Origin of the sequence: Bradyrhizobium sp. UBA2491 (assembly GCF_002341725.1) — a bacterium.
In the GTDB taxonomy this organism is placed as follows: Bacteria; Pseudomonadota; Alphaproteobacteria; order Rhizobiales; family Xanthobacteraceae; genus Bradyrhizobium.
This window is the reverse complement of record NZ_DDOP01000101.1, coordinates 517-16,136: the sequence shown is the minus strand read 5'-3', so window position 1 is coordinate 16,136 and position 15,620 is coordinate 517. Positions and strand designations below refer to the sequence as shown.

General features: G+C 66.1%; 14 protein-coding genes. 1 reads left to right on the top strand and 13 read right to left on the bottom strand.

Going from position 1 to position 15,620, the window contains the following annotated elements:
* Positions 1 to 12 precede the first annotated feature (12 nt).
* Complete coding sequence (locus tag B2W55_RS32940) at positions 13 to 801, top strand: crotonase/enoyl-CoA hydratase family protein (protein ID WP_024580599.1); 789 nt, start codon at positions 13 to 15, stop codon at positions 799 to 801.
* A gap of 25 nt (positions 802 to 826) precedes the next feature.
* On the opposite strand, the gene hemC is transcribed toward B2W55_RS32940, so the two are convergent.
* The 13 genes from hemC to B2W55_RS32875 all read right to left on the bottom strand — a co-directional run.
* Positions 827 to 1,798 (bottom strand): hydroxymethylbilane synthase, encoded by a 972-nt coding sequence (gene hemC / locus B2W55_RS32935; protein ID WP_029879003.1) that lies wholly within the window; start codon positions 1,796 to 1,798, stop codon positions 827 to 829.
* A 102-nt stretch (positions 1,799 to 1,900) separates the two neighbouring features.
* Positions 1,901 to 2,521 (bottom strand): bifunctional nicotinamidase/pyrazinamidase, encoded by a 621-nt coding sequence (gene pncA, locus B2W55_RS32930; protein WP_024580597.1) that lies wholly within the window; start codon positions 2,519 to 2,521, stop codon positions 1,901 to 1,903.
* Positions 2,521 to 3,339 (bottom strand): aspartate dehydrogenase, encoded by an 819-nt coding sequence (locus B2W55_RS32925; protein WP_024580596.1) that lies wholly within the window; start codon positions 3,337 to 3,339, stop codon positions 2,521 to 2,523. Before B2W55_RS32925 ends, pncA begins: the two co-directional genes overlap by 1 nt.
* Positions 3,339 to 4,757, bottom strand: coding sequence for a M20/M25/M40 family metallo-hydrolase (locus B2W55_RS32920; RefSeq protein ID WP_024580595.1), 1,419 nt, complete (start codon positions 4,755 to 4,757; stop codon positions 3,339 to 3,341). Before B2W55_RS32920 ends, B2W55_RS32925 begins: the two co-directional genes overlap by 1 nt.
* A gap of 215 nt (positions 4,758 to 4,972) precedes the next feature.
* The gene (locus B2W55_RS32915; RefSeq protein WP_024580594.1) at positions 4,973 to 5,380 is read right to left on the bottom strand and encodes a c-type cytochrome; all 408 of its coding nucleotides are present in this window, start codon (positions 5,378 to 5,380) and stop codon (positions 4,973 to 4,975) included.
* Positions 5,380 to 6,972 carry an NAD(P)/FAD-dependent oxidoreductase gene (locus B2W55_RS32910; RefSeq protein WP_024580593.1) on the bottom strand — a complete coding sequence of 531 codons (1,593 nt, stop codon included), beginning with the start codon at positions 6,970 to 6,972 and terminating at the stop codon, positions 5,380 to 5,382. Before B2W55_RS32910 ends, B2W55_RS32915 begins: the two co-directional genes overlap by 1 nt.
* A 124-nt stretch (positions 6,973 to 7,096) precedes the next feature.
* Positions 7,097 to 7,849: a 2-amino-5-chloromuconate deaminase CnbZ gene (cnbZ, locus tag B2W55_RS32905; protein ID WP_024580592.1), complete on the bottom strand. Its 753-nt coding sequence runs from the start codon at positions 7,847 to 7,849 to the stop codon at positions 7,097 to 7,099.
* A gap of 391 nt (positions 7,850 to 8,240) precedes the next feature.
* On the bottom strand, positions 8,241 to 9,461 hold the full coding sequence (locus B2W55_RS32900) for an ABC transporter substrate-binding protein (protein WP_024580591.1): 1,221 nt from the start codon (positions 9,459 to 9,461) through the stop codon (positions 8,241 to 8,243).
* 234 nt (positions 9,462 to 9,695) lie between these two features.
* Positions 9,696 to 11,126 (bottom strand): amidase family protein, encoded by a 1,431-nt coding sequence (locus B2W55_RS32895; RefSeq protein WP_024580590.1) that lies wholly within the window; start codon positions 11,124 to 11,126, stop codon positions 9,696 to 9,698.
* Between the two features lie 40 nt (positions 11,127 to 11,166).
* Entirely contained in the window at positions 11,167 to 12,585 is a 1,419-nt protein-coding gene (locus tag B2W55_RS32890) for an amidase family protein (RefSeq protein WP_024580589.1), read from the bottom strand.
* A 44-nt stretch (positions 12,586 to 12,629) separates the two neighbouring features.
* Positions 12,630 to 13,424, bottom strand: coding sequence for a FadR/GntR family transcriptional regulator (locus B2W55_RS32885; RefSeq protein ID WP_024580588.1), 795 nt, complete (start codon positions 13,422 to 13,424; stop codon positions 12,630 to 12,632).
* A gap of 174 nt (positions 13,425 to 13,598) precedes the next feature.
* Positions 13,599 to 14,717: an amino acid ABC transporter permease gene (locus B2W55_RS32880; protein ID WP_024580587.1), complete on the bottom strand. Its 1,119-nt coding sequence runs from the start codon at positions 14,715 to 14,717 to the stop codon at positions 13,599 to 13,601.
* Position 14,718: 1 nt separating this feature from the next.
* Positions 14,719 to 15,620, bottom strand: a 902-nt coding sequence (locus B2W55_RS32875) for an amino acid ABC transporter permease (protein WP_291532736.1), incomplete at its 5' end; no start/stop codon positions are given.

Here is a 15,620-nt window from a genome sequence, read left to right as displayed (position 1 = left end):
CAAGGACCGAGCATGCTGGACCATCCGACCGTCAAATACCGAACCGAACAGGCCATCGCGATCGTGACCATCGATCGCTATGACGAGGCACGCAACGCGGTGAACCCGGAGACCGCGCAGGGCCTGGCCCAGGCGTTTCGCAGTTTCGATCGCGATCCGTCGCTCTCGGTCGCGATCCTGACCGGCGCGGGCGGCGCATTCTGCGCCGGCTTCGACCTCAAGCGCACCGCGGCCGGCCATCGCGGCCACCGTGTCGAGAATGGCGACGGCCCGATGGGCCCGACCCGGATGAAGCTGTCGAAGCCGGTTATCGCCGCGATCGAGGGGCCGGCGGTGGCGGGCGGGCTCGAGCTTGCGATCTGGTGCGATCTCCGCGTCGCGGCATCCGACGCCACCTTCGGCGTCTATTGCCGGCGCTTCGGCGTGCCGCTGATGGATCTCGGCACCGTGCGCCTGCCGCGCCTGATCGGGCACAGCCGCGCGATGGACATGATCCTCACCGGACGCGGCGTCTCCGGCGAGGAGGCCGGACGGATCGGGCTCGCCAACCGCGTGGTCGCCCCTGGCACGGCGCTCGCCGAGGCGCGCAGCCTCGCCCATGATCTGTGCCGCCTGCCGCAGGCGGCGCTGCGCAGCGACCGCCTCTCCGCCATCGAGCAATGGGAACTCGGCTGGGAGCAGGCCACGCTGAACGAGTTTCGCCTCGGGCTTGCGACGGTCGCCAGCGGCGAGACCGAGGCCGGCGCCCGCCGCTTCGCCAGCGGCAAGGGCCGGCACGGCGATTTCGCCGACATCGCGTGAGAACCGCACGCACCGGCGGCGGGCGCTATTCCTCTGGACGGGTACGGGCGATGATCTCCGCGGCGCCCTTCGCGAGCAGTTCCATGCCGACCGCGCGGCCGAGTTCGCGCGGGCGATCGGCCGGACCGCGCCGGGTCACCTCGATGAAGCCGGCACCTAGCTCATCGAGCACCGAAGCACGCAGCGTCATCTCGCTGCCTGCAAGCGTCGCGAGGCCGGCGATCGGCGAATTGCAGTGGCCGTTGAGCACCCACAGCACCTCGCGCTCGGCTTCAGCGGCAAGCCGCGACGCAGCGTTGTCGATCGCGGCAAGCCGCGCCCGCGTCGTCCAGTCGGTCTCGACGCATTCGACCGCGACGATGCCCTGACCGACCGCGGGCAGCATCTCGTCGACGGAGAAGTCATGCGCGATGCGTCCGGTCATGCCGATGCGCTCGAGACCGGAGCGCGCCATGACCAGCGCATCTGCCGGGCCGACCTCGCCGCCATCGGGCAGCCGCTGCTTGGCACCGCGATCGAGCTTGGCGAGCCGCGTATCGGCGGCGCCGCGATAATGGATCACGGTCGCTTCCGGAAACAGCCGGCGCAGATAGGCGGCGCGGCGCACCGCATTGGTGCCGATCATGAAGCCCTTGCCGCGCGCGGCGCGGATCGTGTCCAGCGACAGGCCGGGCCGCAGCACGAGGCTGTCGCTGGCGGCATCGCGCGCCAGCATCGCCGCGAGGACGAGGCCCGGCGTCTCCTCATTGCCCGGCACGTCCTTCAGCGAATGCATCGCGGCCTGCAACGTGCCGGCACGCATCGCCTCGCGAATCTCGGCGACGAAGGCGCCGCCCTTGCCGCCGTGGCGCAGCAGCTTGCTGGTCTGGTCCTGATCGCCGCGGGTCTCGAACTTGACGATGTCGACGGCAAGGCCGGCCGCCGAGGCGCGCAGCAGCCGCGCGACCTCGTCCGTCTGCGCGAGCGCCATCGCGCTCTTGCGCGTCCCGATCCGCAAAACCTGTCCCGACACGAAAGCCCCGCTGCGTGGTCATCAACGGCTGGGGATTAGAACAAAAAGCCAGTCAAAACAATGGTTTTTGCCCCCGTCTGGTCCTGCTCAGGCAATCTCCTCGACAAGCGCGACCCCGGCCTCGCGCATCGCCGCAATGGCGGCCGCGAGCGAACCACCGAGATCGATGGCACGGCAGGCGGACAGCACGACCGCGGTCTCGAAGCCGAGCCGCCGCGCATCGAGCGCCGAATACTGCACGCAAAAGTCCGTCGCCAGCCCCGCCATCACCACGCGCTTCAGGCCGCGCTCGCGCAGATAGCCGGCGAGCCCGGTCGGCGTCGTCCTGTCGTTCTCGAAGAACGCCGAATAGGAATCGATCGCGGCCCGGAATCCCTTGCGGATCACGAGCTCGGCGCGGTCGGTCGCAAGCTCCGGATGAAACGCAGCACCCACCGTGCCCTGGATGCAATGATCCGGCCAGAGCGTCTGCGGCCCATAAGGCATCGCGATCGAGGCGAACGGCGCCGCGCCCGGATGCGAGCTCGCGAACGAACTGTGACCGGCCGGATGCCAGTCCTGGGTCAGCACGACATGGTCGAACCGGATGGCGAGCCGGTTGACGACAGGCACGACGGCATCGCCGTCGGCGACCGCCAGCGCGCCGCCGGGGCAGAAATCGTTCTGCACGTCAATGATCAGCAAGAGATCGTCGGGGCCGGCCGTCATCACGTCCCGATCCGCAGCGATGCGCGCAGCTTGCGCAGGCAGGCGATCACCGACAGCGCGGTGATGCGGCCAGTCTTCGGGTTCTCCGAGGGAATGTTCTCGATCATCATCGAGAACCGCGCCGAATCGGAATCAACCTCGATCCGATGGGTGTTGCGCGTCACCGTCGGGTCGGCCCAGATCTCGACCCTGGTGCGATCGGGGCCGATGCCGGCGAGCGACAGCGCCACAGCGACGTTGAGATTGGCCGGAAAGCCCTTGGCGGCGTCGCGTGCGCTGCCCTCGAAGATGCGGAGCGGCTCGGTGATGCCTTCGATCCGGATGTCGTTCTCGACCAGATGCGGCGCGCCGAGCAGGCCCGCGACCGGCTTCCGCGTCACCAGCTTCACCGAGTGAATGGTCCCGATCGCCGCGGCAGTCACCGCGTCGAGCCCGATCAGCGCGCCGGTCGGCACGATGATCTGGCCGCCATGCGCCTTGGCGAGATCGACGAGGTCGCCATTTTGCAGCAGTGCGCCAACGCTGAGCACGACCGCGATCTTGCCGCGCTCCACCACCGGCGCCACGATCGAGCGAACCACCTTGCTCGGCGCGCACTCGACCACGATGTCCGCGATGTCAGCCAGCTCAACGATCGGCACCAGTTTCGGCGCAGATTTGAGCTCCGCGACCCAGCCACGGTGCTTGTCCGGGGTGTTGGCCGAGACCGCAACCAGCGTCAGGCCTTCGATGCCGTGATCGAGCGCCTTGACGACATCGGTGCCGATCGCGCCGAGACCGGCGACCGCCACCCGCAAATTTGCCTTACCTTCAGCCATCATTTCCCACCGGCGAGCATCTTGACCAGGCGATAGAGATAATCCTGGCCCTCGTAGAACGATTTGACGAGCACGCGTTCATCCTTGCCATGATTCCGGTTGTCATCGACATCGGCACCGAGCCCGGAATGGCCGTAGGTCGGAATTCCGGCATTGCGCAGGAACAGCCCGTCGGTGGCACCGGTGCTCATGACCGGCACCACCGCCGCATCCGGCCAGAATTCCTTCGACAGCTTCTCGATCGATCCCATGATCTCCTCGTTCAGCGGCGACGGCGGGCTTAGCGTGGCCTTGCCGCCCTTCACCTCGATCCGCTTGTCGGCGAGCACGCGCTCGATCTGGGCCTGAACGCCCTCGACCGGCTCGCCGGGCAGAATCCGGCAATTGACCCCCGCGGTCGCCAGCTGCGGCAGCGCATTGATGGCGTGGCCGCCATGCAGCATGGTCGCGACGCAGGTGGTGCGGAGCTGCGCGTTGTAGCCGGGAATCTCGGACAGCCGCGCCAGCGCAGCCGGATCCGGCTGCGGCGCCAGGATGGCGCGGATGTCGTCGGCATTCTGCTTGCTCTCGGTCTCGGCCGTCTTCGCGAAATAGATCCGCGTCGTTTCGTTGAGATTCATCGGGAAGTCGTATTTGGACAGGCGAACCAGGCCTTCGGCGAGGCGATAGATCGCGTTGTCCTTGCGCGGCAGCGACGAGTGGCCGCCGCGGTCCGTGACCGTCAGTTGATAGGCGGTCGAGATCTTCTCGCTGGTCTGGACGCTGTTGCGGATGGCCTTGCCGTTCTTCAGGCCGACGCCGCCGCCTTCATTGAGCGCGAACTCGGCATCGATCAGGTCGCGGTGGTTCTTGATCAGCCACTGGATGCCGAGGCCATTGGTGTCGCCGATCTCCTCATCAGTCTCCAGCGCGACGATGATGTCGCGGTCGGGCTTATAGCCCTCCTTCTTGTAGCGGATCAGATTGGTGACGAAGGAGGCGGCCATGTATTTGTCGTCGCTCGAGCCGCGGCCGTAGAAATAGCCGTCCTGCTCGGTGAGCTTGAACGGATCGACCGTCCAGTCCTCGCGGTTGGCGGGCACGACGTCGATATGGGCCATCAGCAGGATCGGCTTGCGCGCGCCGGAGCCGTGCAGCCGCGCCACCAGATTGCCCTTGCGCGGCGCCGGCGAGAACACCTGCACGTCGGCCTCGGGAAACCCCGCCGCGCGGAGCCGCGCGCCCATCGCCTCCGCCGCCTTCTGGGTATCGCCGGTCGCGGTGGTGGTGTTGATCTCGACCAGCTCCTGATAGATGCTACGGGCAAATTGCTGCTGCTCGGTCAGTCCTTCCGCGCTGGCGCCGGACGCGAGCAGGACCGGGGCGATCGCAACAGACAACAGCAGCGATCGAACCATGTTTTGAGCCTTGTGCGACATCGTACTCTCCCGGAATTCCACCACCTGATTGGCGACGAATTCAGACAGGCGCCACGCGCTTTGGCAAGACGGCGAGCCCTTCAATTTGCGCGCGCATGCTCCGCAGTTTCGCGCACTATTTGGAGTCCTTATTCGGTCTCCTTGGCCGCAATCACCTCGATCTCGACCAGGAAGCCGGTAACGGTCGCGATCGCAGCTAAGGCGGCGCCCAGTGCTCAGCGCCGCGCATCCTGGACATCCTTGGTCGTCACCGCGTCCTGATAGCTGTTGCCGAAATGCGTCCGCAGATAATTCACAACGGCAGCGACCTGACCATCGGTCATCATGTCGCCGAATGGCGGCATGCCGCGGCGGCCGTTGATGACGAGGTCGATCGGATAGCTGCCGGATTCGAGATTCTTGTTGCCGGCCAACGAGGGATAGGTGCCGGCGCCGGTCGCGCCCGTCGCATCCGGCATGTGGCAACCCTGGCAGACATTGCCGAACAGCTCCTCGCCGGTCATCTCCACGAAGCGGAAGCCCGACGAGAAGGTGCGCTTGCCCGCCCCGCTGTCCTGCCCAAGGGCCGCAGTTGCCGACAGCAACGCCAGCGCAGTGATCACAGATGTTCCTGTCCGCAGCATCACGTCTTCACCACGCGTTCGTGCAATCGGGAGATGGCGTCGAGCGCGGACAGGATTGCGCCCTCCTGCCAGGCGGGCAGTTGCGAGGCGTGCTCGCCCGCTAGCGCGATGCGGCCGTCGATCTGGCAGAGATTGCGGTAATGCTGCGCCCGCCCCGCTTCGGTCCATTCACCGGCGCAGCCGAGCGTGAATGGCACGCGATGCCAGGCCACCGCGACGCCGTTCTCGAATTCGCTTTTGTACTGCGGATGGATCGCGGAGCCGAACTCGACCGCGCTGGCGACCCGCTCGGCCGGCGTCATCGCGGTGAACTCGAACGAATTGGCGCCCTCATACATGTAGGCGCCGAGCAGGACGCCGCGGCCGCCGCGGTTGAAGCCATAGTTCGGATAACCGATATTCCGGATCGGCAGGTCGGTGTAGCTGATGCCGCCATAGATCGCCTCATCCTCCTCCCAGAACCGTCGCTTGAACTGCAACCCGACTTTCACCGAGGCGGCGTAGGGCAAGGAATCGATCGCATTCTTCATCGGCCCGCCGACGTCGACCGGCAACTGGCTCAGGATCGGCAGCGGAATGGTGCAGATGCACCAGTCGGCGGTCGCCTGCTGCACCGTCGACGGGCTGGCCGTATCGACGTAGCTCACGGTGACGCCGGAGCCGTTCTGCTGAATCTGCGTCACCCTGGCGTTGGTGCGGATGAGGTCACCGACCTCGCGCGCGAACGCCTTGCCGATCATGTCCATGCCGCCGACCGGCTGGAACATGGACATCTGGAAATCGTAGCGCGCAAACGATTGCAGATAGCGCCACATCCGCGATCGCAACAACTCCTGGAGCGAGATCGGATCGCTGGGCAGCGGATCGGGCATCAAGCCGCCGCCGGGATCGCGGGCATAGCCCCGGAACTCGGCGGAGCCGAGGTTGGCGTTGTATTTGTAATCGCGATCCAGCGCGCCCCACTCGCGCAACGCCTGGAGCAGGATCTCCTGATCTTCCTTGGTAACGATCTCGTCGAGCCGACCTTGCTGCGTGACCTTGGCGAGCAGTTCGGACACCTCACCCTGGAAATCCGCCTTGATGCTGCGGAAGCGCTGCGGCTTGCCGCCGAAGGCACGCGTCGCGTGCAGATAGGCGTTGTGGTTGAGCTGGATGAAGGGTTCCAGCGTCACGTTGAGCCGGCGGCAGTAATCGAGCAGTGCGCGATGATGATGGGGAATCCGCCACGGGCCGGGATTGAGGTAGAGCCCCTGCTCGAACTGGCAGGTCTGCTTGAAGCCGCCGAGTTCGGTAAAGCTGTCGCCGCCGCGGATCGACCAGTTGCGGCCGCCAGCGCGGCTGTTGAATTCGAGGATCTGGACCTTGTAGCCGGCCTTGCGCAGTTCCAGCGCCGCCGTCATGCCCGCAAGCCCGGCGCCGAGGATCAGCACCGAGGCGCCCTTCACGTCGCCGGTGAGCTTGAGCGGACCCTTGTAGGCAGACTCGGACGCGAAGCCGAGGCTCGTCATCGCCTGATACATCGCCGAACTGCCAGCGATGGTCCCGATCAGCGCCAGCAAATCCCGCCGCCTGATCACAGATTCGTTCTGCACCCGCGTTCACCCAGCCACTGACGTCGATGACGAAGGGAAACGGTTGACGCGATCCGTGTCAAGAAAGCGCATACGCTTCCACATGCAGCCACACGCGCTTTTGATGCGTGACGCGTCCTGCGCATCACACCACGCGCTCGCGATGCACACGCCGGCAATCCATTTCAAAGTCGAGCCCGACCACCGGCGGCCGGTCGAAATGCCAGGTCAAGCCGTTGCGAAGCACGCCACGGCGGCCGAACTCGCCTTCGAGCACCGGATAGGCGTCGTGCACCGTGTAGAGTTGCACCGCGGTGGTGTCCTGCCAGGAGCCGCCGAACGCGCTCATCCGCCGCTCCATCTCGCCAAGTACGAACTTCGCCTTGGCCAGAATGCCGGCCGGACTGGTGTCGCCGAGGGCCACGGTGTGATCGCGATAATTGGCCTTGCCCTCCACCGACTCGCCACTGCCGGCCACCACGAAGCTCGTCGGAGCGTCCTTCGCAGCCGGCACCGTGTAACAGAACGCATGGAACGAGGGCTCGCCCGGCGGATCGAGCTTCGGACAGACATTGCTGCGCGCCACCGGATTGACGCCGTCGCGCATCACACCCCAGGCGACCAATGTCTTGATGTAGATCTCGTTGAAAGCCCTGAACCCGGCCTCGGTGAACGGCGCCGGCGAGCGCAGTTCGCAGGCCCCGAATGCCGTCAGCGGGCGGCCAGCAGCCGTGATGATCTCGGCAATCCGCTCGAACCCGGCGCTCAGCGGCACCGGCGCGGAGAACCTGACCCGTTCGATAGCAAAGCCGGACAAGGCGCCGATGCCGCAGGAATACTGGCTGACGCCGGGCATGAAGCGATAGCCGCCGTCGGGAGTGTCGATGGTGCTGGTCATGGTGCCTCTGTTGGACGCGGTCGTAGCGGGGGTGTCATGCGATGCGGGACAAATACGAACCGCTCGATTTCATCACAGCTGTCGTCCTGGCGGAAGCCAGGACCCATAACCACCGTGCCTGATTGTGAACGGGACCGTGGCTCCAGCATCGCGCAATAATGCACCTCGCCAAATCAATGATAGCGAGCTTCACTTCGGATAGCGCGAAATATTCTGCGGCGGGAGCTTGCGCCGCCGGGCAACTCAGATGTAGCGGGCTGCGCCTCTTTGCACCTGTCATTCCGGGGCGTGCGAAGCACGAGCCCGGAATCCATTTCACCACAGGTGATGCGGCCCGATGGATTCCGGGCTCTCGCTTCGCGAGCCCCGGAATGACGAAAGGACGATCGCCTTAGTGCCCCTTCGCAACATAGGGACAACCGCCTTCGGCGAGCGGACGGAAGGCCTGGTCGCCCGGCACCGTCGCGAGGTACTCATAGAGGTCCCACTTGCTCTTCGACTCTTCCGGCTTCTTGATCCGCATCAGATACATGTCATGCACCATGCGGCCGTCCTCGCGCACGACGCCGTTCTGGGCGAAGAAATCATTCACCGGGGTCTTGCGCATCTGCGCGATCACGGTCTCGGAATCGACCGAGTTCGCTGCGGCGACCGCCTTGAAATAGTGCCGCAGCGCCGAGTTGACGCCGGCCTGGTAGGCCGTCGGCATCGCGCCGTGGCGCTTGAAGAACTCCTGGGCGAAGACGCGGGTCTCGGGCGTGCGGTCCCAATAGAAGGAATCGGTGAACAGCAGATCGTGCGCATGCGCGAGGCCCAGCGCAGGGACGTCGGTCAGCGTCACTTGCAGCGCGACGAGTTGCATGCTGGCGCGGATGTTGAACTCGTCGGCCTGCGACACCGCATTGCGGAAGTCGGAGCCGGCATTGGCGAGCGCCAGGATCTTGGCGCCGGAGGACTGCGCCTGCAACAGGAAGGACGAGAAGTCGGCGGTGTCGAACGGATGGCGCACCGCGCCCAGCACCTTGCCGCCGGCCGATGTCACGGCCTTGCTTGCATCGCGCTCCAGCGCCTGGCCGAAGGCATAATCGGCCGTGAGGAAGAACCAGGGCGTGCCGCCACGGGCGACCACGGCCTTCGCCGTCGCGTTCGAGGAGGCGTAGGTGTCATAGGTCCACTGCACGCTGGTCGGCGAACATTGCTTGCCGGTGAGATCGGATGAACCGGAGCCCGAGATCAGGAACAGCTTCTTGCGTTCGCGCGTCACGGTCTGGATTGCGAGCGCAACCGCCGAATTGACGCCTTCGGCGATCACGTCGACACCCTTGTTGTCGATCCAGTTGCGCACGATGCCGGTGGCGACATCGGGTTTGTTCTGGTGATCGGCCGAGATGATCTCGATCTTGCGTCCGGCGACCATGCCGCCGATCTCCTCCGCCGCCATCTGCGCCGCGATCACCGATCCCGGGCCGTTGCCGTCGGAATACTGCCCGCTCATGTCGGTGATGATGCCGACCCGCAGCACACCATCCTCCGCCCGGGCAGCGCCTGACGCAAGGGAGAGACACGCGGCGGCAATGGCGACCAGGAGATGCGAGCGTTTGGTGATGGACATTTCGTTCCCAGGGGTTCGGATGGTTCGGGCGATCTCCTGCAGGAATCAGCGATCACCGACAACCCCGCCACCGGGCATGGCGCTCTGCGATTCCTTTCGAGAATTCCGGGAGGAGGAACGCGACCGGTACAGCGGCTTGCGCGCCACGCCGATCACGCGAACGCCGCGGCGAGATTTCGCCGCGGCGCCCCTGGATGATACCAATGGACCATCTGAGATGGCGTCGAGAACGCCTCAGCGCCGTTCCCACAATTGCCTGGTTAGAATACCGGCCTTGCGCTCGATCGCCCCAGCGGCGTCGAGGCACATGTCCTCGCGATAGCGCGAGCCGACGATCTGGACACCGACCGGCAAGCCCTCATGCAGGCCGACCGGCACCACGGCGGCCGGCAGCCCCAACACGTTCATCGACGAAATGAAGCGCAGGTCGTTCCAGAACAGCTCCTTGACGCGCTGATCGCCACCGAGATCGGCGTTCACCTCCGGTGTCTTGCGCACCGTGGTCGGCATTAGCACCAGCGGGTACTGTTCGAGGAAGGTCATCCAGTTCCTGATATGGCCCGACCGCGCGGCGATCGCCTTCATGTAGCCGGCCTGGTCCAACTGATTTGCCAGCGCGATGAAGCCGTGGAACGACTTCTGGAAGTCGGGGCTGCTCACCGCCAGCATCTGGTCCTGCTGCAACACGCGAGTCTCGGTCATGATCAGGTCGCACCAGAGCTGCCAGACCTTGTTCAGATCGGGAACCTCGACCTCGCTGACGGCATAGCCCGCATCGGCGAGATGATCGGCCGCCTTGCGCTGAAGCGCGATCACGCCGCGATCGGTCACCATGTCTTCGGGAATCTTCGCAAGCGCGACCTTGACCGGCGCCGCCGGCTTCGGCCCCTGCAACGGCGCCGGCACGTACCAGGGATCGCGCGGATCGCGCTGCGCCATCACCTCGAGCCCGAGACGGACGTCGGCGACATGACGCGCCAGCGGTCCCTGCGATGACATGAACTGCGCCATCAGCGGCCGTTCCGCCGTGGCGCTGGGATTGAACGCGGGGATGCGGCCCTGGGTCGGCTTGATGGTGGCGATGCCGTTGCAATGCGCCGGCCAGCGCAGCGAGCCGCCGATGTCGTTGCCATGCGCGATGGTGCCGATGCCGGCCGCGATCGACGCGCCGGCGCCGCCCGAGGAGCCCCCGCAGGTCACCTCCGCATTCCAGGGATTGCGCGTCAGGCCGTGCAGCGGATTGTCGGTGAAGCCGCGCAGCGAGAATTCCGGCGTGTTGGTCAGGCCGATGATGACGGCGCCGGCCTTCTTGAGATTGGCCGTCACCGGCGAGTCGCCCGGCGCGATGTTGTCCTTGAAGGCGACCACGCCGTTCGAATTGGCCTGCCCTTCGACGTCGATATTGATCTTGATCGTCACCGGCACGCCGTGCAGCGGGCCGACCTCGCCACCACCGCGCTTGCTCGCGGCCAACGTCTCGTCCGCGGCCTTGGCGGCCTGCATTGCCGACGCGCCGAGGTCGACGACCACGGCGTTGAGCGCCGGGTTGGCGGCGTGCATGCGGTCGAGATGGGCGCGAACGACCTCCTCCGACGTCACCTCGTTGTTCCTGATCGCCGCCGCGGTCTCGACGGCGGACCATTGCCAGATCGGTGCATTCGTCACGTGGTGTTCTCCCGTTGTGTTCAGAGCTTTGTTGTTGATTCTAGTCGCGCGGATCGATCGGCGTCAGCGTCGCGGCACGCGCCTCGATCACCGCGGCCACCGCGAGACAGATGTCCTCCCGGAAACGGCCGGCGATCACCTGCACGCCAGCCGGAACGCCGCCGGCGGTCCCGGTCGGCACCACGACCGACGGAAAGCCGAGCGCGGGCACCGCGAGCAGCGGCCGCTGGGCGTCGAGCAGCGCCCGCACCACGGCAGCGTCTTCCTGATCCTGATCGAAGCGGAACGGCAGTTGCGCCGAGACCGGCAGGATGATGACGGGGCTGCGCTCCTGGAACAGCTGCCAGGCCCGCACGATCGAAAGCCGCTGCTCGAAACAGGCCAGCACCTGATCGCCGTCGAGCTCGGGCGCGTAGGCGATGTGACAGTCCAGGTTGTAGCGGGACTTCGCGTCGCCGAATTTTCGGATCATCGGCGCCAGCACGCGTCGCTCCTCATTGATGACGAGGCGATGCCAGAGATCGGCGGCCTCCGCGAGCCGCGGCGGCAACGTCTCCTCCACGGCGAAACCGGCCTCCGCGAGCCAGCGTCCGGCGGCGTGAACCGCAGCGCTCACCTCCGGCGCTTCGTCGCCGAACGGCGCCGGCGCGATCGCAACCCCGATCGGCCGCTTGAGCTGTGCACCTTGCAGCGGCACCGGCAGCCAGGTGCCGTCGCGCGCGTCCGGCTGCGCCATCGCGGCGAGCGCGACGCCGAGATCGGCAACCGAGCGAGCGAGCGGCCCCTGCACCGACATCATCTGCGCGGTAATCGGCCGATCACTGGTCGCGGACGGATTGAACGACGGGACCCGACCCGGGGTCGGGCGCAGCCCGGCGACGCCGCAGGCGTAAGCGGGATAGCGGATCGAGCCGCCGAAATCATTGCCATGAGCGATCGCGCCCATGCCGGAAGCGACCGCCGACGCGGCGCCACCGCTGGAGCCACCCGGCGTCAGCCGGCGGCTCCACGGATTATGGGTCGCGCCGTGCAGATCGTTGTTGGTGAACCAGCGGTGCGAGAACGCCGGCGTGTTGGTGCGGCCGACGATGATGGCACCGGCCTTGCGGACATTCGCGACCACGGGGCTGTCTTCGGTGGCAATGACGTCGCGGAATGCGACGACGCCGTTGGTGGTGGCGTGACCGCGCTGATCGACATTGACCTTGATGGTGACGGGCACGCCATGCAGCGTGCCGAGCTCGGCGCCCGATTTCACCTTTGCATCCGCGGCATCCGCCGCGGCCAGCGCTTCGTCGGCCAGCACCTCGACCACGGCGTTCAAGGCCGGATTGACCGCAGCAATGCGGTCGAGGCTCGATTGCACGGCCTCACGGCTCGAAATCGCACGCGTCGCGATCGCCCGCGCCAAGTCGATCGCCGACCAGCTCCACAATTCGTTGTCGCGCCGCGTGACCATGGTTGTTTCCTCCAACGCGTGATGCAGCAGTCGGCCGATGCGGTTCAGTCGAGCCGCAACGGCTGGTGAAAGACGGGCAGATCGATGCGCCGGTCTTCCTTCGGGACGACCACGGCTTCGGCGCTCAACACATGATCGAGCATCACGCGGCGGGCCCGCGCGGCATTGCCGGAGCGGAACGCGGCCATCAGGCGCTTGTGAAACTCGATGTTCTCGCAGGTGAAGCTCGATGCGAATTCCTGCACGCCGAGCTTGCCGATCAGATGGCGGATCGCCTCGTTGATGAAGCGGCAGACGAGGCCAAGCAGCGGATTGGGACAGGCCTCGATCAGGATGTCGTGGAAATCGATCTCGGCGTGGCGGTGATGCTCCCAGTCCGTGGGTCCGCCCGGATGATGCTCCTGAACCGCGATCGCCTTGTCGAGCGCCCTGAAATGCGCCGCCGTGAGGTGGCCGACCACGCTGAAGGCGAGCTCCGGCTCGATCAGGCGGCGGATCTGGTAGATCTGCGCGGTCGAGATCGACTGGAAATAGAAGTAGTTGCTGAGCAGGCCGACGATCCGGTTGATCGACACCGGCGCCACCCGCGCGCCGCCGCCGGGCCCGGTGGTGTTCTGCACCAGGCCCTGCACTTCCAGCGACTTGAGCGCCTCGCGGATGGTCGAGCGGCTGCAACCGAACATCTCGATCAGCTCGCTCTCCTGCGGCAGCCGGTCGTTGGGCTGCAACCCGGCCTGGAAGATGTGGCCTCGGATCAGGTCGGCAACGGCGTCGGAGCGCTTGCGCTTGATCGAGGCGCGGCGCGACGGGTCCAGGGCGGGCAGAGCCGATTTATCCATTTTATGATCATAAATAGGATCGGGACGGCTTCGCAAGCCCTTTGTGGCCGCCCGCTCTCCCTCAACCAGTCAGGCCCGGGCTTGTCCCGGGCATCCACGACTTGGTTTCTCGATGAAGGGGAGTGGATGGCCGGGACGAGAGATTGTTCAGAAGAGACGAAGAGCCCGGACCGCTCAGCCGGGGCCGCGCTGCGCCTCGAGGCTGCGGCTGTAGCGCGACATCGCGAAGCAGAAGATGAAGTAGATGACGCCGACAAAAATGTAGACCTCGACGCTGAACGACTGCCAGGCCGGATCGACGATCGCGGTCTTGGCAGTGGTCAGGAGGTCGAAGATGCCGATGATCAGGACCAGGCTGGTGTCCTTGAAGAAGGCGATGAAGGTGTTGACCAGCGGCGGGATGACGTGGCGGATCGCCTGCGGCAGCACGATCAGCGCGTGCTTCTCCCAATATGACAGCCCGAGCGCATCGGCCGCCTCGTACTGCCCGCGCGGCACCGCCTGGAGGCCGCCGCGCACCACTTCTGCGAGATAGGCGCCGGCATAGAGGATGAAGGCGATCTGCGCGCGCAGCAGTTTGTCGATGTTGACGCCGTCCGGCATGAACAGCGGGAACATCACGCTCGCCATGAACAACAGGCTGATCAGCGGCACGCCGCGGATCAGTTCGACATAGAGCACGCAGAGCGAACGGATCGCCGGCAGCTTCGAGCGACGGCCGAGCGCGACCAGGATGCCGAGCGGGAAGCCGAGCGCGAGGCCGAAGGTTGCGAGGATCAGCGTCACCGGCAGCCCGCCCCAGCGGTCCTGCGTGACGAAGCTGAGACCAAGGAAGCCGCCCCACATCAGGCAGCCGATCACGATCAGCGCCGCAGCCCACAGCAGGAACAATTCCTTGCGCCAGAAGTTGCGGCGGCTTGAGACCACGAACAGTGCGATGAAGATCATGACCGCAAGCGCCGGCCGCCACTGCTCCTCGAACGGATAGGTGCCGAACAGGATGAAGCGATACTTCTCCGGGACGACCGCCCAGCAGGCGCCGAGGCCACGCAGCGCGCGGCAGGCGCTGCTGTCGTTGCCGGGAACGATCCAGACCGCGTTCGCGATGCCCCATTGCCAGAACGCGACGCATGCCTTGCCGAGCAGGAACAGCAGCAGCAGCGTCATGATGCTTGACGGGATCGAGGCAAACAGATTGGCGCGCAGCCAGCCGGTGGGACCGCCGAGCGCGCGCGGTGCCGGCCGTGGCGCGATCGGCAGCCGATCCTGCGGCAGCTCTGCGACCGAGCTCATCTCAGCGCTCCACCAGCGCGATCCGCGCATTGTACCAGTTCATGAACAGGCTGATGCCGAGACTGATGGTGAGGAACACCATCATGATCAGCGCGATCGACTCGATCGCCTGGCCGGTCTGGTTCAGCGTGGTGTTGGCGATCGAGACGATGTCCTGGTAGCCGACCGCGACCGCGAGCGAGGAGTTCTTGGTCAGGTTCAGATACTGGCTGGTCATCGGTGGGATGATGACGCGCAGCGCCTGCGGCAGCACGATATGTTGCAGCACGAAGCCGCGCTTCAGCCCGAGCGCCTTGGCCGCCTCCGACTGGCCGCGCGGCACCGCCTGGATGCCGCTGCGCACGATCTCGGCGATGAAGGCCGAGGTGTAGGTGACGAGCGCAATCAGCAGCGCGAAATATTCCGGCGCCAGTGTCAGCCCGCCGACGAAATTGAAGCCGCGCAGCTCGGGCATCGTGACGCTCCAGCTCGCGCCCAGAAGCCATGACACCAGCGCGGGCAGCGCGACGATCAGGCCGAGCCCATACGGCCACACCGGCCGCGCCCGGCCGTCGCGCATCTGCTGCGCGATCAGGCGGCGCCTGACCACGGTGAAGACGATCACGCCCGCGACCAGCGCGAGGATCGTCCAGCCATTGGCCCCGTGCAGCGGGACCGACGGCAGGATCAGGCCGCGATTGGAGAGATAGACGCCCTCGACCGGCTTGAACGCCTGGCGCGCCGCCGGCAGGCCCTGCATCAGCACGTACCAGAACAGGAGCTGCAACAGCAGCGGCAGGTCGCGCAGCACCTCGACATAGACAGCGGCGAGCCGCGCCAGCAGCCAGTTCGACGACAGCCGCGCGATGCCGACCAGCGTGCCGATCACGGTCGCCAGCACGATGCCGATCACCGCGACGCGCA